This window comes from Rhizobium tropici CIAT 899 (assembly GCF_000330885.1).
Taxonomy (GTDB): Bacteria; Pseudomonadota; Alphaproteobacteria; order Rhizobiales; family Rhizobiaceae; genus Rhizobium; species Rhizobium tropici.
Genome location: NC_020062.1, coordinates 479,874 through 498,508, shown reverse-complemented (window position 1 = coordinate 498,508; position 18,635 = coordinate 479,874). Strand labels below are relative to the sequence as shown.

At 59.9% G+C, this 18,635-nt stretch carries 18 protein-coding genes; 7 read left to right on the top strand and 11 right to left on the bottom strand.

The window, feature by feature from the left end:
• Positions 1–71: 71 nt before the first annotated feature.
• On the top strand, positions 72–440 hold the full coding sequence (gene copC, locus RTCIAT899_RS24400; protein WP_015342480.1) for a copper homeostasis periplasmic binding protein CopC: 369 nt from the start codon (positions 72–74) through the stop codon (positions 438–440).
• Between the two features lie 42 nt (positions 441–482).
• Here the strand turns inward: copC and RTCIAT899_RS24395 are convergent, their stop codons facing one another.
• Together RTCIAT899_RS24395 and RTCIAT899_RS24390 are read right to left on the bottom strand one after the other, a co-directional pair.
• Positions 483–1,787 carry a sigma-54-dependent transcriptional regulator gene (locus RTCIAT899_RS24395; RefSeq protein WP_015342479.1) on the bottom strand — a complete coding sequence of 435 codons (1,305 nt, stop codon included), beginning with the start codon at positions 1,785–1,787 and terminating at the stop codon, positions 483–485.
• Complete coding sequence (locus tag RTCIAT899_RS24390) at positions 1,784–3,511, bottom strand: sensor histidine kinase (protein WP_244441551.1); 1,728 nt, start codon at positions 3,509–3,511, stop codon at positions 1,784–1,786. The genes RTCIAT899_RS24395 and RTCIAT899_RS24390 overlap by 4 nt, the downstream gene beginning before the upstream one ends.
• Positions 3,512–3,887: 376 nt before the next feature.
• On the opposite strand from RTCIAT899_RS24390, the gene RTCIAT899_RS24385 reads away from it, so the two are divergent.
• Positions 3,888–5,210, top strand: a complete 1,323-nt coding sequence (locus tag RTCIAT899_RS24385; RefSeq protein ID WP_015342477.1) for an MFS transporter — start codon at positions 3,888–3,890, stop codon at positions 5,208–5,210.
• A gap of 181 nt (positions 5,211–5,391) precedes the next feature.
• Here the strand turns inward: RTCIAT899_RS24385 and RTCIAT899_RS24380 are convergent, their stop codons facing one another.
• The 3 genes from RTCIAT899_RS24380 to RTCIAT899_RS24370 form a co-directional block, all read right to left on the bottom strand.
• On the bottom strand, positions 5,392–5,673 hold the full coding sequence (locus RTCIAT899_RS24380) for a hypothetical protein (protein WP_015342476.1): 282 nt from the start codon (positions 5,671–5,673) through the stop codon (positions 5,392–5,394).
• A 367-nt stretch (positions 5,674–6,040) separates the two neighbouring features.
• Positions 6,041–6,673 (bottom strand): Vgb family protein, encoded by a 633-nt coding sequence (locus RTCIAT899_RS24375; protein ID WP_015342475.1) that lies wholly within the window; start codon positions 6,671–6,673, stop codon positions 6,041–6,043.
• Between the two features lie 48 nt (positions 6,674–6,721).
• Positions 6,722–7,942, bottom strand: coding sequence for a hypothetical protein (locus RTCIAT899_RS24370; protein ID WP_015342474.1), 1,221 nt, complete (start codon positions 7,940–7,942; stop codon positions 6,722–6,724).
• A gap of 119 nt (positions 7,943–8,061) precedes the next feature.
• On the opposite strand from RTCIAT899_RS24370, the gene RTCIAT899_RS24365 reads away from it, so the two are divergent.
• Together RTCIAT899_RS24365 and RTCIAT899_RS24360 are read left to right on the top strand one after the other, a co-directional pair.
• Positions 8,062–8,859 carry a DUF899 domain-containing protein gene (locus tag RTCIAT899_RS24365; RefSeq protein WP_015342473.1) on the top strand — a complete coding sequence of 266 codons (798 nt, stop codon included), beginning with the start codon at positions 8,062–8,064 and terminating at the stop codon, positions 8,857–8,859.
• Entirely contained in the window at positions 8,859–9,143 is a 285-nt protein-coding gene (locus RTCIAT899_RS24360) for a hypothetical protein (protein WP_015342472.1), read from the top strand. Before RTCIAT899_RS24365 ends, RTCIAT899_RS24360 begins: the two co-directional genes overlap by 1 nt.
• Before the next feature lie 109 nt (positions 9,144–9,252).
• Here RTCIAT899_RS24360 and RTCIAT899_RS24355 read toward each other — a convergent pair whose 3' ends face one another.
• Positions 9,253–10,494, bottom strand: coding sequence for an NAD(P)/FAD-dependent oxidoreductase (locus tag RTCIAT899_RS24355; protein WP_015342471.1), 1,242 nt, complete (start codon positions 10,492–10,494; stop codon positions 9,253–9,255).
• Positions 10,495–10,746: 252 nt separating this feature from the next.
• Between RTCIAT899_RS24355 and RTCIAT899_RS24350 the strand changes: the two genes are divergently transcribed.
• Positions 10,747–11,784, top strand: coding sequence for an Ldh family oxidoreductase (locus RTCIAT899_RS24350; RefSeq protein ID WP_015342470.1), 1,038 nt, complete (start codon positions 10,747–10,749; stop codon positions 11,782–11,784).
• Positions 11,785–11,979: 195 nt separating this feature from the next.
• On the opposite strand, the gene RTCIAT899_RS24345 is transcribed toward RTCIAT899_RS24350, so the two are convergent.
• The 3 genes from RTCIAT899_RS24345 to RTCIAT899_RS24335 all read right to left on the bottom strand — a co-directional run bounded on the left by RTCIAT899_RS24345 (position 11,980) and on the right by RTCIAT899_RS24335 (position 14,415).
• On the bottom strand, positions 11,980–12,942 hold the full coding sequence (locus RTCIAT899_RS24345) for a dihydrodipicolinate synthase family protein (protein WP_041678143.1): 963 nt from the start codon (positions 12,940–12,942) through the stop codon (positions 11,980–11,982).
• Between the two features lie 125 nt (positions 12,943–13,067).
• A complete protein-coding gene (locus RTCIAT899_RS24340) occupies positions 13,068–13,769 on the bottom strand; it encodes a GntR family transcriptional regulator (protein WP_015342468.1) in 702 nt (233 codons plus the stop codon).
• Between the two features lie 208 nt (positions 13,770–13,977).
• Positions 13,978–14,415 (bottom strand): DoxX family protein, encoded by a 438-nt coding sequence (locus RTCIAT899_RS24335; RefSeq protein ID WP_015342467.1) that lies wholly within the window; start codon positions 14,413–14,415, stop codon positions 13,978–13,980.
• A 508-nt stretch (positions 14,416–14,923) separates the two neighbouring features.
• On the opposite strand from RTCIAT899_RS24335, the gene RTCIAT899_RS24330 reads away from it, so the two are divergent.
• On the top strand, positions 14,924–15,400 hold the full coding sequence (locus RTCIAT899_RS24330) for a ProQ/FINO family protein (protein WP_015342466.1): 477 nt from the start codon (positions 14,924–14,926) through the stop codon (positions 15,398–15,400).
• 337 nt (positions 15,401–15,737) lie between these two features.
• Positions 15,738–16,571 carry an FkbM family methyltransferase gene (locus RTCIAT899_RS24325; protein WP_015342465.1) on the top strand — a complete coding sequence of 278 codons (834 nt, stop codon included), beginning with the start codon at positions 15,738–15,740 and terminating at the stop codon, positions 16,569–16,571.
• A 57-nt stretch (positions 16,572–16,628) separates the two neighbouring features.
• On the opposite strand, the gene RTCIAT899_RS24320 is transcribed toward RTCIAT899_RS24325, so the two are convergent.
• Positions 16,629–17,009 carry a hypothetical protein gene (locus tag RTCIAT899_RS24320; RefSeq protein ID WP_015342464.1) on the bottom strand — a complete coding sequence of 127 codons (381 nt, stop codon included), beginning with the start codon at positions 17,007–17,009 and terminating at the stop codon, positions 16,629–16,631.
• A gap of 272 nt (positions 17,010–17,281) precedes the next feature.
• On the bottom strand, positions 17,282–18,562 hold the full coding sequence (locus tag RTCIAT899_RS24315; protein ID WP_015342463.1) for a polysaccharide biosynthesis/export family protein: 1,281 nt from the start codon (positions 18,560–18,562) through the stop codon (positions 17,282–17,284).
• Positions 18,563–18,635: the final 73 nt, after the last annotated feature.

Here is an 18,635-nt window from a genome sequence, read left to right as displayed (position 1 = left end):
TCGGTGATCGACCGATCGCCATCACGCGATCCGCGGGCCTTCCCGGATCACCAACATGATAAGGAAATCAAATGCCCCCTATCAAGAAACTGCTTCTCGCTGCAACTGCAATCAGTATCGCCCTTGCCGGCCAGGCTATGGCACATGCCCATCTGAAATCCGCCGTTCCGGCGGCCGACGGCACGGTCAAGAGCGCCCCGTCGGAGCTCGACTTGACCTTCTCCGAAAGTCTCAATGTGAAATTCAGCGGCGTTAAGATAACCGGGCCCGACAAGGCAACCGCCAAGACCGGTGAGGCCATGCTGATGAATAGCGGCACCACGCTCATGGTGCCGGTAGCCGACAAGCTTGCGCCGGGGAAGTACACGGTCGAATGGCACGTGCTCTCCACGGATGGCCACAAGACCAACGGGAGCTACAGTTTCACCATAGCGCCTTGAACGGCCCGGAAGCGGCCGGCAACCATCGGTGCGCAAGCTAACTTACTTGCGATAAGCGGACGGATTGATGCCGTGGCGCTGCAGGCGTGCATAGAGGCTGCGGCGCGGCAGTCTGAGCGCCTGCGCGACTTCGGCAATATCTCCTTCGAAACGTTCCAGCGTGGCCCGGAGAATGTTTGCCTCGAAATGATCCATCTGCTCGGAGAGGCCAAGCTCCAGCGCAGGCTGACTGCGAACGGAGGAGAGGCCTAGCGCCGCTTGGGTCGCATAGTTACGCAGCTCCCGGACATTGCCCGGCCAATCGTGCGTCAGAAACCGTGCCTCCATCGCGGCATCGATGGGAGGGCGCGGCACGCCGTGCAGGCGGGCGGCCTCGTCGAGGAAGGCGCTGAACAACAGGCCGATATCGGCGCGGCGCTCCCGCAACGGCGGAATGCGGATTCTCACGGTTTCCAGCCGATAGAGCAGATCGGCCCGAAAACGGCCATCGGCGACGGCAGCATGCAGATCGCTTTTGGTGGCAGCGACAATACGGAGATCGACAGGGGTCGGCTCGCCGCTTGCCGAAGGCAGCTCGCGTTCCTCGGCGACGCGCAGAAGCCGTCCCTGCAGCATGGGCGACATGCTGTCGATCTCATCGAGAAACAGCGTGCCGCGATCGGCCTCGGCAATGCGTCCGCGCCGAACGCGGTTTCCGAACAGAGCCTCGTCGGCGATCGCGTCCGGCAAGGCGGCACAATCGACCGCGACGAAACTGCGGGCACGCCGCCTGCTCCAGCGGTGGATGAGCCGGGCCACGAGTTCCTTGCCGGTCCCCGTTTCGCCTTCGATCAGAACATCCACGTCGGCATTTGCGACCTGGCGGATCGTTTCGCGCAACCGTGCCATAACCGTCGTCTGGCCGAGAAGCGGCGATGCATCCTCCGCCTCGGCAGCCGCCCGCCGCAAACGCCGGTTTTCCAGCACCAGGCGGCGCGTTTCCAGCGCCCGGCGCACCGATGCGATCAGATGATCGGTGGCAAAGGGCTTGGCAATAAAATCATAGGCGCCCTGTTTCAACGCCCCGACAGCCATGGCGATATCGCCGTGGCCAGTCATCAGGATAACCGGCAAGTCCGGATCGCGCGCCAGCACGGCTTCCAGAAGATCGTGCCCGTCGATGCGCGGCAGGCGGATATCGCTCACGATCACACCGGGCAATGCGGTTGCAAGGCTTGCCAGCGCCGATTGCCCGTCACCATGCGTCTCCACGTCGAAGCCCGCTATGGCGAAGGAATCCGTAAGTGCGGCATTGAAGGGGCCGTCATCCTCGACCAGAAGAACTTTCTGCGGCGCTTCCAGGGTCATGCTCGCCTCACCGTCATTACGAAAGCCGCGCCACCGAGCGGCGATTGGCCGATGGTCAATGATCCGCCGAGATCATTCATGATGTCCTGGGCAATCCCGAGCCCGAGACCAAGTCCATCTGGCTTGCCGGTAACGAATGGACGGAATATTTCCTTGGCCAGTGCCGGATCGATACCGGGACCATTATCGGCGACAGTCAGTTTCACCATATCCTTTCCGGCAGCGTCCACGAGCAGAGCAACATGCGGATCCTCGATACCGGCAACGGCATCGATGGCGTTCTGCAGCAGATTGACGATGACCTGCTCCAGCCGCACCCGTTCGGCAAGCACATGCGGCTGGCCCTGCGGCGGCAGATCCAGCCGCACGCCGGCTTTGCGAAACCGATTCCCCACCAGCAGCAAGGCGCCCGCGATGATGGCATCGAGCGGTTCCGCTCCGGCTGCGCGCCGCCCCCTGCGTGAAAAACGCCGCATCTCCTGCGTGATCGTGCCGATCCGCGCCGTCACTTCGACCGCGGCATCCAGATTGGCGCCGACGCGATCGAGGCGATTGGCCGCGAGATGATGGCGTGCGTTCTCGGCAAGGGTGCGGATGGTCGCGACAGGCTGGTTAATCTCATGCATCAACCCCGCCGTGATCGAACCGACGGAAGCAAGCCGGTTCGCCTGGGCAAGTTCCTCACGGGCATCGCGATATCGATCCTCGGCGCGCGCACGTTCAGCCATCTCGTCGTGCAGCTCGACCGTGCGTGCGGCGACGGCCTCCTCAAGTGCTCGCCGATCGTCCGCTGCCCTGGCCGCTCGAGTCATCCGCCACCAGAGCGCGGTGACGATGACTGCCAAACCGACGATGACGGGCAAAGCCAGCAGCCAGGCCTGCGCCTGCGCCTCCAGCAGCGCCGCGCGGGTGTCGAGAAGGTGCAGCAGACGCAGATGCGTCCCGGCCACCGGCTGCTCCGCAGCGATCATGATCCGGCCTCGCGGACCGTGTATGCGACCGGCATCCTCGACGTGGTAATTCCCCTGCGCAAGGGCGGCGTCGCGATATTGGCCGCTTGCGGCGATGCCGGCCCGGACTTCGGGCGAGAGAGGTGCAAGCGTCGTCAGCACCTGTGACGGGTCGGATGCCGCAAGGATGATCTGATGCTCGTCGACGACAAACGTTTTTCCGCGGTCGTTCGCCCAGATCCGCGACACCGCGTCGAACTCGAATTTGACCACGATGACGCCCGCCGGAGCGGCGGCATCGCCGACCCTACGGGCAAGAAACAGGCCCGGCCGGCCACTGATGGCTCCAGCGCCGTAATATTCCGCCGTGCCGTCTTTCAACGCCTGGGAAAAATAGGGGCGGAAGCTGAAGTTCTTGCCGACAAAACTGTCTTCCGTTCCCGCATTCGACGCGGAAATGACAAGTCCCTTCTGATCGACGAGATAGATGATATAGGCGCCGGTTTCCCGCGCCAGGAAACCAAGCTTGTCGTCAAGTCGGCGGGCGGCATCCGTTGTGGGGCTCGCGAGCGCCTCGCCAAGATCGCGATATTCGCCGAGCACGATTGGAAGAAGCCGGAAGCGCGCCAGCTCACTGTCGAGCAGGCGGATATGCTGTACCGCAAGGCCGCTCGCCTCCGCATCCAGCCGCCTGAGAGCGTCCTGACGCCCAAGCGAAAGCGCCGCATACCAAATGCCCGCGGCAGCGGCTAAACCGGCCACTACCAGCAGCACAATTCGCTTCAGACCTGTTCCTTTCATTTGTGCAGAATATTGCACAAACTGCGAAATGGCCATGCAGAATCTTGCGCGAAGTTTTCCAAGAGTGACGATCTCATCCTGAGAAAAATGAAATATATCAATGGAATATCCTGAGTGGCCCTTAAATCTCGTGCACCGCGCTTTCCCCACGTATCAATAGCGCCACTGGGAGAGTGGGCCTTCAATACGCAGAACCTTCGGATGTCGGCCGGGCAATGGCATTGCGGATATCGCCTTGATAGCTGCCGCCAGCCATTCGAATGCGCAAGGCCTTCCCTGGCGAACCCGTCGTGTGCAACGCCATCGCTGCGTAACGACGATCCGAAGCAAGAACGGGAGGAGAGGAACGATGCTGAATACACTGGAGCCCATCACGACGACGGCAGCGACAGAAGCAGCCGCGCGGCGTCAACGTCTGAAATCGATCATCGGCGGCTCCACCGGCAATCTGGTCGAATGGTTCGACTGGTATGTCTATGCGGCCTTCGCGCTCTATTTCGCACCGCATTTCTTCCCGGCCGGCGACCAGACGGCGCAGCTGTTGAATTCGGCAGCGGTTTTTGCCGTGGGTTTCGTCATGCGGCCGATCGGCGCCTGGATCATGGGGCTGTATGCCGACCGCAAGGGCCGCAAAGCCGGCCTCGCCCTTTCGGTGACGCTGATGTGCGCGGGGTCGCTGATTATCGCGCTGACGCCGGGATATGAAACCATCGGCGTTGTGGCACCGGCACTTCTGGTCCTCGCTCGCCTGATGCAGGGCCTCTCCGTCGGTGGCGAGTACGGCGCCTCGGCAACCTATCTTTCCGAAATGGCCGGCCGCGAGCGTCGCGGTTTCTTCTCGTCCTTTCAGTATGTCACGCTGATCTCGGGCCAGCTCCTTGCAATCGCGCTCCTGATCCTGTTGCAGGCCGTGATGACGACCGAAGCGTTGAACGCCTGGGGATGGCGCATTCCCTTCTTCATGGGAGCAGCGCTTGCAGTCGTGGTCTTCTGGCTGCGGCGCGGCCTTGCCGAAACCGAGAGCTTCAAGAATTTGCGCGCGAGCGATAGGCAGAAGTCCGGCTTCTGGATGCTGATCACCCGGCACCCCAAGGAAACCGCGCTGGTCATGCTGCTGACGGCCGGCGGCACGCTCGCCTTCTACGCCTATTCGATCTACATGCAGAAATTCCTGGTCAATACCTCCGGGTTCAGCCGCGAAACGTCGAGCGAAATCAACGCAATCACGCTGTTCATCTTCATGCTGCTGCAGCCGATCGCAGGCGGGCTTTCCGACAGGATCGGCCGCAAGCCGCTGATGATCGGCTTCGGCCTTTGTGGCGTCCTGTTTACCTATCCGATCTTCTCGGCGCTCGAAACCACGAGGGATCCATTCATCGCCGGGCTGCTGGTCATGGGCGCATTGGTCATCGTCACCGGCTACACATCGATCAATGCAGTGGTAAAGGCGGAGCTGTTTCCTGCCCATATCCGAGCTCTCGGCGTCGCGTTGCCCTATGCCCTCGCCAATACGCTCTTCGGCGGCACAGCCGAATTTGTGGCGCTGAAATTCAAGAGCAGCGGCTGGGAACAGGGTTTCTACTGGTATGTGACGGCGATGATAGGCATTTCGCTCATCGTCTATCTCTTCATGCGGGATACGGCCCGAGACAGCGCCATCCAGGAAGATTGAGATAGCAGGCGCGGCGAAAAGATTTCTGCCGACACAAGCACAACAAGACCGGAAGGGCGGGACATCCATGATGTTCCGCCTGAGGCTTTTAGCAGTCCACGGCATTTTCTAGCTGCTTCGCGCCTGGACCGTTTTGGACCTGATAAGCGGATAGGAGACTGACCTTCGCCGGTCGCAACCGTCAGTGCACGGGTCCACGGCTTTTCTTGCGTCCGTTCAGCAGGTGAATGAAAGTAATCCCCTGCTCCAGCAGCAGTTCGGCCGCTTTCAGACCATTCGGGCCGAGATCGGACGAACAGCCGCGAAGATTGCAAGCCAGAAACAGGGAATTGGTGACGGCAAGCGTATCGCCGTCCTCCTCGGCCTCTTCGGCAGTGGCTTGCAGTACATCCGCAACGGCTGCCATAAGATCAGCCCGCTCCTGCAGGTTCATTTCACCAAGACTTTTCGTGATCTCATTCATGGCTTCTCCTTGGCGCGCACGATTGCCCACGGCATCGGTCGGTATCGGCGCGGCTCACAACGTGGAAATGATTGGAATGCGATTGGTAAGTAAAATATGGCGATGAGCACGCGAAGCAGCAAGGCATGGCTTCCATGTTGGAAACGCATGGCATTGCTGTTGGTTCACCATGCATGAGATGGGGTGTCGGCGCTCGCAGGACCCAGCCTGAAGTCTCGTCTATACTCGACGATTTTAAAGTCGCGCCATCCAGTCGCGGTCCGGCTGCAATCGTTTGAGCCAGAGGCGTAAGTCTGCTCTTTCTGAAACGACAAGTCCGGGGCCGATCGCCCGGCGCCGGACACAAGATATCTCCACTGCAAACCGCTCAACGCGGACGGCGGATCACCCGCAGTTTGCCGCTGCCGCCGCCACCGGCATAGAAGCGGTCCTTGCCATCGGATTCCAGGCCGGAAACGCCGGTACCCTCCGGCATTTCCAGCCGCTCCAAAACGTCGCCGGTCACCGGATCAACGCGGCGGACGTCGCTTTCTTCGCCCTCCCAGGTGCCGTGCCATAACTCGCCATCTACCCATGTCACGCCCGTGACGATGCGGTTGGATTCGATGGTGCGCCGGATGGCGCCTGTTTCGGGATCGATTTCATAGATCTTGCGGCCGCGATGCTGCCCGACCCACAGGCTGCCCTCACTCCAGGCAAGGCCTGAATCGCCGCCATGGCCGGGCGCCGGTATCGTGGAGAGTATCTTGCCGGTTTCCGGGTCGACTTTGTGAATCTGGTCTTCGGCGATCTGATAGAGGTAACGGCCGTCGAAGGCGGTGCCGGCGTGCGAGGCAACGTCGATCGTGCGCACTTGCTCGCCGCTCTCAGGGTTCAGGGCATGCAGCTTCTCGCCGGAGGCGAACCACACGTGCTGGCCGTCGAAGGTGACGCCGTTTACGCGCGGCGCATTGTCGAAGGGACCGTATTCGCGAATGATTTCCGCTTGCAACTTTTTCATGCTTCCATCCTCCGGTCGGGATCGGTTGAGCGTCGATAATTAAGAAGCCTAGTCGCTCGGCAGCGGTCCAGGGAGTAACAATGTTGTCGGGAAGCCGACGACGGGCGGCATCATCCAGCGACAGGCCCGTCCGTTGCCGACGCTTTGCACCATGCCTGCCGTCGCAAGCGCGTCGAGCGCACGCTGCACGGTACGCGGACTTGTCGACAGGGCAATCGACAATGCCGAACTCGACCAAGCCTCGCCATCCGAAAGTAGGGCAAGCACAGAAGCATGCTCGACCTCGACCGGCGGCGCCAGCACGACGGCATCACCTGGCAGCCGAGGCGTCAGCACGAAACCTTCCGCCGTCGCGCTGATCTCTGCGAGCGGCTCCAAGGCGGCGCGAAGCCTGCCGACCTCAACACGCAGCCGCGCCCTGTGGGATTCGTCGGCATGGCGGGCACCGAATGCACGGGAAAGCAAAAGCGCCCGCGGCGCGTCGGCAGGAGCCGCTTCAGCGAGCACGCGCGCAAGGGCAAAAAGCACAGGCCTGCTCACAAGCGATATGATGTCTCCAGCACGGCGCACGACGTTGCGACAGGCGTCCACGACAAAGGCGTCGGACGCCAGAAGCGCCTCGACCTCATCCAGCGACAAGGGTCTTTCGCCTTCTTTAGCCACCAGGCGCGCGGCGGGCTCGTCGAGTAAGCGCGCCGCATCCTGCACCTCGACGATGAGTGCTGGGATTCCTGCCTTCTGTGCCGCTTCCGCCGCGCGCGTCAGAGCGGCACGTGCCGGCTCGATACGCAGGCGGCGGATGGCAATGCCGGCAACCGCCAGCTCATGACTTGCCCTTACGGCCGGTGGCAGTGGCGATGGGTCGAGCCTCGCCAGCAAGCGCTCCGCCTCGTCCAGATGACCGATGAGCAGCAGGCGGCGTATCTGCAAATTGCGGGCATGGGCGGCGTTGATGCGGTCGCCATGTTTTTCGAGAGCGGCCCGCGCCGTCTCCAGCGCCTTTTCCGGCCAGCCAAGGTCGCGTGAGACAAGGGCGATCTCTGCCTCGGCCACCACACAGCGGGCGCGGGCCACGGCCTCGCGCGGACCGAAGGCGCGCGCCGCACTCTTCAGAAGGGTCTTGGCGCGGGCGAGATCGCCGAGCTGGGCCATGGCGATGCCGCGAAGTGCCAGCGCCGGAGCATCGTCGCGCAGTGCAACGCGCTTCAGCGCGCCCAGCACATCTCCGGCAGCAAGCGCCTGGGCGGCCGCGACGATCAGCGAGTCCATCGAAATCCCGTCACACTTGTAACTCCCACCCCTTCGCACTCCAGCCGTAAGGTATCGCACATCGGCAGGCAAGACGCAGCGCCGACAGGATAGATGTCGCTGACAAGAGGAGATCAACCATGACGATGCACGCGACTGGAACACGCAAAGATTGGCTTTCGGCACGACTTTCCCTGCTCGAGCAGGAAAAGGAGCTGACGCGACGCAGCGACGAGATTGCAACCCGCCGCCAGGAATTGCCCTGGGTGAAGGTGGAAAAGGACTATCGTCTCGAGACCGACCAAGGTGTCGTTCCGCTCTCGGGTCTCTTCAAGGGGCGCTCGCAGCTTATCGTCTATCATTTCATGTTCGGGCCGGACTATACGGCCGGTTGCCCATCCTGCTCATCGATCGCAGACGGCTTCAACGGCATCGCCGTGCATCTTGAAAATCACGATGTCGCCTTCTCGGCCATTTCCCGGGCACCGCTCGAAAAGCTGCAGGAGTTCAAGCGGCGCATGGGCTGGACTTTCGACTGGGCCTCTTCGGCAAACAGTGATTTCAACCATGATTTCAATGTCTGGTTCACGCCGGAGGAACAGAGCGGCGGCAAAATCGAATATAATTATCGCCGCGAGCCGCCAATGCTCGATGCTCAGGCGGGCAAGACGATACAGCAATGGGAGCTGCGCGGCAGCGAAGGCCCGGTCGAACTGATGGCGTCAATGACGGGGACGGATATCGCGACTTACACGCGTGACCGGCCCGGCGTCAGCGCCTTCGCCATGCAGGACGGAGACGTCTATCATACCTACTCATCCTATGCCCGCGGGCTCGACGGTCTCTGGGGCATGTATCAGTGGCTCGACCGCGCTCCGCTCGGCCGTAACGAGACCGGCGTATGGTGGAAGCACCACGATCGCTACGGGGCAAACTGATGTTCCGCCTATCCGAAAGCAACAAAGGGGCCGGCGCACATCCCGCTGTCCGTAACCTGCCTGTCACCGCCAGCCGATGGCTGGCTTTGGCGGCAGCTCCGAGCTTCGCCTTTATGACCCTGTTATCGGCCTATGGCGCAAATGGCGATATAATCTGCTCGGCAGCCGACGGTTCCACGCTCGGTGGAATGGTGCCGATGTATCTGCTCATGAGCCTGTTTCATTGCGGTCCCTGGCTGAGGCTGCTTGCAAGACAGGAACATGGCGCTCACGCGCCGGGCTAAGTCCCGGCGGCATCGACCGGCCTACAAGAAAACTCAGACGGTGGACGGCAAGCGAGGGGTCGATCGCCGTCTGCCCCAATAGATCAGCAGGCATGTTCCTGCGGCTCTGTCAGAAACGTTGCGGCGAGAAGGGTGCCAGATCGATCGCCGGCCTCTGCCCCGTTAAAAGATCGGCGACCAGACGTGCGGTGCCGACCGATTGGGTCAGGCCGAGGTGGCCGTGGCCGAAGGCATAGATCACATCCGGCGTAACCCTGGCCTGGCCGATAGCGGGCAGGCTATCCGGCAGCGACGGCCGGAAGCCCATCCACTGCACCCCGCCCTCCGGTTTGAAACCGGTCAAGAAAGTGCTGGCCTTCTGAAGCATGGCCTCGGAGCGGCGGAAATTCGCAGGCAACTCCAGTCCGCCCAGCTCCACCGCACCACCGACGCGGATGCCGGTGGAAAGCTTGCTGACGACGAAGCCATGGCCGCCAAACGTTATCTGCGTGCGCAGATCGAAGGCATCGGCAGGAAGCGTCGTGTTATAGCCGCGTTCGGTCTCAAGCGGGATGCGCTCGCCCAGCGTTTTAGCGATCCGATGCGAGAAGGCGCCGGCGGCCAGAACGACCTTGCCGGCCTGGCGTAGCTTTCCATCCGATGCCGCCACTTCGACACCCGCCGGGATCGCGCGGAGTGCGGAGATATCCGCCATCTCGATGACACCGCCGCAGCCGCGAAAATGCTCTGCAAGCGCTAGCGTATAAAGCTTGGGATCGGCGATGGAATACCAACCGGGCGTGAAGGTGCCGAGTATAAAGCGCGACGCCAAACCGGGCTGAATCGCCGTCATCTCGTCGGCTTTCAGGTGCTGAAATTCGATGCCGTGATTGCGGCGTGCGTCCCAACCGGGCAGCGAAGCACGGAATTCCGCCTCGCTTTCATAGACCTGCAGATTGCCCTCCTTGCGCAGCATCGAGAGCGTATCGGTGGCAGCAAGGAAAGGCTCCAGTTCCGCCTTGGACAGATCCATGAGGCTTGTCTGGGCCGCGATGGAATGGGCAACACGCGACGGCTGGCAGGCCCGCCAGAACCGGAACATCCAAGGCGCGATCTGCAGCGCATAGGCGGGGGGAACCGAGAGCGGCCCTAGCGGATCGAGGAGCCACCTGGGCGCCTTCTTCAGGATACCTGGAGAGGCAAGCGGCAGAATATCGGTGAAGGCGAAAGCGCCGGCATTCCCCGCCGATGCGCCTGCGGCCGGTCCCTCGCGATCGAGGACCACAACCTGCAAGCCGCGCTTTTGAGCCGCGATCGCAGTGGAAAGACCAATCACGCCGGCCCCGATGACGATAACGTCCGGTCTGCTCATCTCTGTATTTCCGCAATCTGCGTCGCTCCGCCGGCAAACGCTATTCCAGAGCTAAGGCTGATCATGGGCATCCCTCCTCCCGGTACGGGATCAAGCGCGGATATCGATAGGTTAAGCAATTATCGTCAAGTGTTATGGCAAACCGAAATACGAGACGGAACAGCTAACCCGCATGTCGATTTTTTGTATTCTTTTTGTATTTATAATTTCCATGTTTATGATGCAAGCAAGCATAATAAGGGAGAACCGAAATTGACCGATGTGACCACCCTGACATCCGCTGCACTGCAAAGCCGCGTCCAATTGATCCTTTCCAAAGCCGGCTTCAATGCACAACAGGGAGCTGCGATCGCACGGACGATCGTCGCGGGCGAACGGGATGCCTGCAAATCGCATGGCATCTATCGCATCGAAGGCGTGCTGCGCACGGTCAAGGCCGGCAAAGCTCGGCCGGATGCAGTGCCCGAACTGGAGCACCTAGCCGACTCGGCCATCGTTCGCGTGGATGCCAGGAGCGGCTTTTCCAATGCCGCCTTCGAGCTCGGCGTACCTGTACTTGCCGAACAGGCTCGCCATTTCGGCATTGCTGCACTTGCTATCAGCGACTGCACGCATTTCGCAGCACTCTGGCCGGAGGTGGAAGCGCTGACGGAGCGTGGCCTTGCCGCCTTTGCCATGTGCCCCAGCTATGCCACCGTCGCGCCCGCAGGGGGCACGGCGCCGCTGCTGGGAACCAACCCATTCGCCTTCGGCTGGCCGCGCCTCGACAATCCGCCTTACGTCTTCGACTTCGCGACTTCGGTTGCGGCGCGCGGCGAGATCGAATTGCATCGGCGCGCCGGCAAGCCTTTGCCTGAGGGTTGGGCGATAGATACCGATGGTCAGCCGACGACCGATCCGGAAGCGGCGCTCGCGGGCGCTATGCTACCGTTTGGCGGTCACAAGGGTTCGGCGATCGGCACCATGATCGAACTTCTGGCTGGCATCATGATCGGTGATTTCACCAGCCGCGAGGCACTCGATTATCTCGGCTCGACCGCGTTTGCGCCACGCCACGGCGAACTCATCGTCGCCTTCTCGCCGGAGGCTTTTGCGGCGGGTCGACCAGGAAACCCGCTTGCCCGTGCCGAAGTGCTGTTCGAAGCAATTGTCGGCCAAGGCGCGCGCTTGCCCTCGCAACGTCGTTTCGACGCTCGCGCCCGTGCGGAAAAGGATGGTATCCCACTGACATCAGAGGAGATGCGCCAGCTCGATCGCCTGCAGGAGCTTGGCCTCGATGCCGTGGCCTGAACGACGTTGATATGCAAGTGAAGGCCAGAACAAGATAAAAAGAGGCCGCGCGGGGCCTCTCGCGTATCAAGCCTAAAGCGCGTCGCGATCTTTCAGATTCGCTTCCCGCGCTTTAGGTCTTTCATTTTGCGCATGTCGTTGTCGCAAAACCGCTGCACACTTTTGCGCGACATGCTCTAAGCTGACTGTAACAGCTTAGGCCTTATACTTTTCCACGGCGCCGGGAAGCCTGCTCCACTCGGCGTACCAGCTGTTGAACAGCTTGAACTGCGTCTCGACATAGCCGCGCTGGCTCTCGTTCAAGACATCGCTTTCATTGAAATGAAGCTCGTATTCCTTGTCGCCCTTCAGCACCATCATGTACTTGAAAAAGAGAACCAGATCCGGACCTTCATCGAAAGAAGACAGGACGGCAAGCGCCTGCTCCAGCTCGAGCGCGCGCTGACGCGCATCGACATCACCCTTGGCGGCAGCCTGCGCGAGATTGCAGAGATGGATGACTTCCTTGGGCAGAACGTTGCCGATGCCGGTGATAGCACCGGTCGCGCCGCAATTGACGAAGCCGTGGAAGACCGCGGTATCGACGCCGATCATGAGTGATACCTCATCGTCGCGGCTGGTGATGTTCTCGGCAGCATAGCGCATGTCGGCGGGGCCGCCGAATTCCTTAAAGCCCACGAGGTTCGGATGCTCGGCACGCAGCGCAAAGAACAGATCGGCACGCGTGGCAAACCCATAATAAGGGCTGTTATAGATAACGGCGGGAAGATCGGGCGCGGCTGACAAGATCGCCTTGAAGTGCGCCTTCTGCGCGGCAATCACAGAGCCGCGCGACAGCACGCGGGGGATCACCATCAGGCCCTTGGCGCCCACTTTCTGGGCATGCGCGGCATGGGCAACGGCCGAGGCCGTATTGACGGCGCCGGTGCCAACGACGACAGGTACGCCTGCCTGGGTCAGCCGTTCTACCCCTTCCATGCGCTGCGCATCGGTCAACAGCGGCCAATCGCCCATGGAGCCGCAATAGACGACAGCCGACATGCCCTCGGCAATGAGCTGCTTGCCCTTGCGCACGAGCGCATCGAAATCGGGGCTGCGATCGGCCTTGCACGGGGTCATCAAGGCAGGGATTACGCCGGAGAAAATGCTTGCGGTCATCTGTCTATCCTCTTGTGGCTTGGGCTCGAGTGGATCGGCAACCAGCCGCATTCGCCGCCACGCCTCACCGTCTGTGCAGCATTCATATATCTTTGTATTTAATTTGTCGACAAGAAATATGCAGCTTAAAGACTGACGTCCAGACGCTCCTCGCGCATCAGCAGTTTCTGGATCTGGCTGACGATCTGTTCGGCATGTTCGCGCGCCAGACGCTCGGCAAGCTCGGTATTCCGCGCCTCGATCGCGGCTATGATTTCATCGTGCTCCTCGACGAAGCGGCGCGGCAGCCGATCGTTGTAGGATTGATAATAGAGGCGCAGAAGGCGCCGACCTTCGTTCAGCAAACGCGAGAAAAGGCTGGTGAAATAGGGATTGCGCCCGGCCTCTGCGATCGCAAGATGCAGCGCGGCATTGGTCGAGATCATGGCAAGCGCGTCCTGCGCTTCGACCGCATTGGCGAATTCAGCCTGGAGAGCCCTCACGGCTTCCAGATCCTCCGGACGGTGATATTTCGCCGCGAGCTGCGTCGTGACCCGATACATCAGCACCAGCGCATCGAAATAGCTGTGCATGTTGAGGAAGTCGATCTGCGACACCATGGTCGAGCGATTGGGCAGCGTATCGATCAGCCCCTCACCCGCCAGCCGCACCAAGGCTTCACGGATCGGCGTGCGCGACATGCCGAAACGTTCGGAAAGCTGCACCTCGTCGATGGGGCTGCCCGGCGGCAGCTCCAGATCCAGAATCTCGTCGCGCAAGATATCGTAGACCACCTTCACGCCGGAGCCGCGCTTGCGCTCGTTTCGGAGGCTTGTTTCATGATCCATGGCTGGCTGACCTCTTCTTTCAGCGAGAGAAGTAAAGGGGCCTGCCAGGTAAATCAACGGCGCTTCCGAGCCTTCGCTAAAATCGAGACTCGGCTTCGCGCATATTCAGCGGCGCCGCAAGCTGCGGTCTTCACAGACCACCTCTTCCAGCGCCGACGCATCACGATCTGTAGGTAAAAGGGCAAATAGTGCGGCAAGCTTCAAATTATTATGAAGCCGCGTCATATTTGGCCGGCCGGAGTGCCCACTTTGCGACAAGCACGCTGCCTGGCCCATGCACCGCTGCGAAGAGCAGCCCCGCAAGGAAAACGAAATGGTCCACGAAAAAGCCGAATTCGGCCTGGTTGCCGGCCCAGCGCGCCGGACCGTGGAACGAGAATCCGAGGAAGATGACATAAACGGCTGCAACGAGCGCCGCCGGGGTAAACAGGGCACCGGTCAAGAAGGCAATGACGAGCAGCACTTCAAGGATCGCAGCACACCAGGCCAGGAACAATGGAAACGGGAAACCGGCGGCGGCGATATAGCCGGCGGTCGCGCCCATATCCATGAATTTGAACGAGACAGCCATCACGAAGACGGCAGCGAAGATCAAGCGAGCGGCGAGAATGGCGGCAATCTGCCAAACTGATTGAGCATTTTCCACGATATTCCTCCAGATTGAAGCGGTTGATGCTCCAAGGACGACCGACAGAAGGCGATTCCGACAGGCGGAAGAAAATTATTTTGATGGCGCAACCGCGGCGGATAAAGAAACTGATCGAAGCCGTTTTCGCGAGCTTAGCGCCCGCATCCTGCTGCAGGCCAGGACTGAACCCTGCAGAGACGAGCCTGCAAAGATTGACCCTCTTCGCCACCTATGCGGCAAGAGTCACCCAGGGCTCAGACCCTGCGACATTTTCGCGGGACCGCTTGTTACGAATTCGAGATTGAGAGAGGATGCGCCGCGTACGCGCTACCTATCGCGGCGGCGCAAAAACTAGCCAGCCAACTATGAAAATCTCGTTAACCAAACTTGCTGCAGAACAACGCACCTCATATATGGACGTCGGCTTGGCGTGAGGGCGAACAAGCGGCGGCGGATTTCATTGCCGTCCCGTCAAAATCACTTCACAATCAAACCGTAATGGAATTGCACGCAGAGGAACGATTTGATGGAAGAACCCTGGACGACCAATCGCGAGCCGATCGTGGCGACGGAGCTCGACATCAAGAAGGCAGCTGCGATCAACACGCTCCTGCTTCGCCCCATCGGCATTCTGCCCGTCAAGGCCGGTGATCCAATTCGTCCCTTTGCGCTGGGCCTCTGGAATGAAATCCGTCCGCTTTTGAAGCCTGATGTGCCAGTCATGTCGCTTCGTCGCGCCACCAGCGCGTTTCTGCATTCCAAGCGATACTATCATGCCTGTGCTCAATTGGACTCCATGCGGCACGATCTCGCCGGCAATCCCATCGAGCCGCTTTCGGCAGAGGACAGGCTTGCCGCGCAGCAGCGCCTGATCGCGCTGCGTCAGACACACGCCAAGGCGACAGCTCAGCGCGAAGAGCCGCCTCCGCCGCCGGTCGTGAACAAAGCGGAACTCATTCGAGCCTCCTTGCTGGGCAGACGATCGGACCGCGCCGCTCGCTGACGCACCCTGAGGCGCGCCTCCTATACTTTCTTATTTTATTGCCGGGAGACCGCGACGGAAGCGTCGTTCGTTCTTCCGTGAGGGTAGTGCGCCGTATTCGCCGTACGGCCGCCTTTCGAGATAACATTTGCCAAATCTCGCCTGCTCGACGGAGTCGCGGAGCTCGACGCGATGCCTCGATGAGCATGCGCATTGCCTCCCATGATGTCTATGCATGATCTCCTTCCGCTTCGGATTGCCTGGCAAACGATACAACCGGACCCAAGACTAGGAATATCGATTGGTTAAGAGCGAATAATGCGCTAACTTAGCCTTGCAGAATATTTGGATTGCCAAGATGTTTGATGCCAAGAAATTCATGCTGTCTGGATTATCATCTGCTGTTGGCAGGTTTCATAAGAATAAAACTCTGCAAAAAGCTATTTTCAACGCCATTCGCCTGAACAGAGCGGAAATAGCCGACATCATACTGGACGACAATGCCAGGTTCCTCAGCTATTGCCTGGCCAGGCGAAGCTGGTCGCACGCGCAGATCATGCAGGATCTCTGGGTTTGTTTCGAGCTGGCAGAGAAAAGAAACGGATTTTTCGTGGAATTCGGCTCGACCAATGGCTTGAAGAATAGCAACAGCTGGCTCCTTGAAAAGAAGTTCGGCTGGAATGGGATCCTCGCCGAGCCGAACCCGATCTGGCATTCCGATCTGGCGGCCAACAGATCCGCCTCCATCGAGCATCGATGCGTATCATCGAGTTCCGGCGCGACAGTCAAATTCATCGTCACGGATGAAACTGACCCGGAATTGAGCTCCATTGCAGATTTTTCTCAGGGAGATCATTTTTCCGGCGTTCGCAGTCAGGGGAGACAGATCGAGGTAGAGACCATATCGCTGGACGACCTGCTTGATACCTACAACGCGCCAACCGTCATCGACTACTTTTCGATAGATACGGAAGGCAGTGAGCTGGACATACTTTCTGCCTATAGTTTCAGCCGTGAATTTCAGCTCATTTCCGTGGAGAATAATCCCAAGACCGAAACGGCGATCCAGACGCTCCTTGAAGGCAAGGGATACAGACGCGTATTTCCGCAGTTCTCGCAATGGGACGGCTGGTATGTTTCGCGGACACTGAGAAGCGGAGAAACGCCCCAAATTATAGCGCCTGAATCCTGAGCGACGCTCGGCCTCCCTCGCGAAACAAAGGCATAGGCCATCAGCGCGGCTTTTCTTTCAGTCCGGCATGCCGGGGCGAGCTTTATCGACACCTCCGCGCTCAGCTTTCGCAGAAAGCCTTGCATCCGAACGGGCCTGAAACAGGTTGTTGGTGAAGAGGTCTGACCCGTTCCTCGAGTTCGACCTGCCGATATCCCGTCCGAGCACTTTTACGTAGATGACGTAAAGTAACATGCGCGGAAAAATATACCCAGCCTCGAGCACGGCAGCCAGAATGAAAGACCATGCTAAGATGTCGAGTGGAGAGCTACCAGAGCCGATATTGGAAAGTGCATAACCGACCATCACAATGAGGACGATGATCGTAAAAAGCAGAATTGGTACTCTTAGGGCACATAAAGCCCCGACCGCGAAAGAGACAATGAGACCCCAAGCCATCAAACGTCTAGCTCCGAGTAGTTCATCTTCGATCAAAAATAATACCTATTCATAGTATCCGTGATCTGCGCCTCTGGGACAAGTCGAATATTTCCCGCTTATGCGGTTATACGCCCAATTTTCAGAGAAAGACTAACGATGAGAGCGAAATTACTACTCTGAGATGATTATTGGCTGCGATCGATACGCGCAGAATGCGAAAGCCGCTCTAAAAGCATCCTCTGCTTGCAGGCCTTTTTGGATTTGCCCGAATCTACGGAACCGTTTTGCCGTCACGGAGACAATGCCGGGCCTAACCCATTGTCTGTCGTTTGAGTCAGCGCCTGCGGCTTTTCATCTTCGACGCGAATGACATCGCCGGGCGCGACCGGATCATTGTCGCTCGCAGCCATGCTATGTAAGCTGCCGTCGACGATGCGATCTATCGTGGTCTTGAGCGTGCGTCGCGGATCCTCGCTTGCCAGACTTGCCGCAGCCGCGGGGGCACGCGCTTGAATATTGTCGAGCAGAGCTTGGGTCGTTGCTGACTTCTCCCTGTTGGCTGCGAGGCGATCGCGCACATCTGCCGCCTCGGTCAATGCCTGCGTACGATAACGATTGCTGACATCGGCAATATCGCCATCCGCCTTCGCGATGTCCTGCCGTGCCTTGAGATTGGCAAGTGCCACGTCAAGGTTCTGGCTTTCGAGCTGGGCCAGGTTCTGATTGGCGTTAAGCTCGCGCGATGACACGGTCAACCCCTGGGAGATCAGCTTGTTGACCGTTCCGACATCCTTGGTGGCGAGCTCTATCTGCTTTGCAAGCGAAGCGGCCTTCGAGGTGAGAGCTTCGATCTGATTGCTGGCGAGAAGCTTTGCCTGGTTCAGCGCATCGGTCTCGGTGCGCAAGGAACGCTGTCGCGTATCGAACAAATCCTGCTCTTCGTCCATCATGCGGGCGATAAGCGGATCGTCTGCACGCTGCATCAACTCCGGCGGAAAGCTGATCGAGGGCTTGTTGTCGATGACAGCGTCCAGACGCGCCTGCCGCGCCAGAAGGCTGAGCCGCTCGACATCCAAAGAGCGCAGATCACCCCGGGCGACCACGGCCTCTCGCTGCAGACCGACAAGCGTCGGGTCAGTGACACCGAATGTCCCTCCGGCCATGCTGAGGGCCTGAATGACCGTAAGGCCAGGACTGTAATCATAACGCCCGGGCTTGGCCACCAGACCGGTCAGGAAGAATGGCCGGTATTGCGCCACTTCCACCGAGGCGTTGGGACGCTTTTGCATGCCGACCTGCGTCTTCAACCGCTCGCCGATGCTCTCGGCGACCTGCTCGGAAGTCATGCCGGCTGCCGGTACGGTCCCGATGATAGGCAGCGACAGGTTACCCGATGCCGATATGACAAATTCGCCGGTCAACGGCTGCCATTCGACAGCGGAGCCAGCCATCGGACGCCATTCATATACGCGTATGCGCAACTTGTCCTGAGGGCCGAGGATATAGTCATCCGCATGAGCGCTCGACAAGCCTAGCACGAAAGCCATGCCAACCGCAGCCAGAATGGACAACCCATATCCGGGAGGCCGATTATTTTTCTCGGCTATATTGCCATGGCCCCCTGCCCTTCGTACCGATCTATTC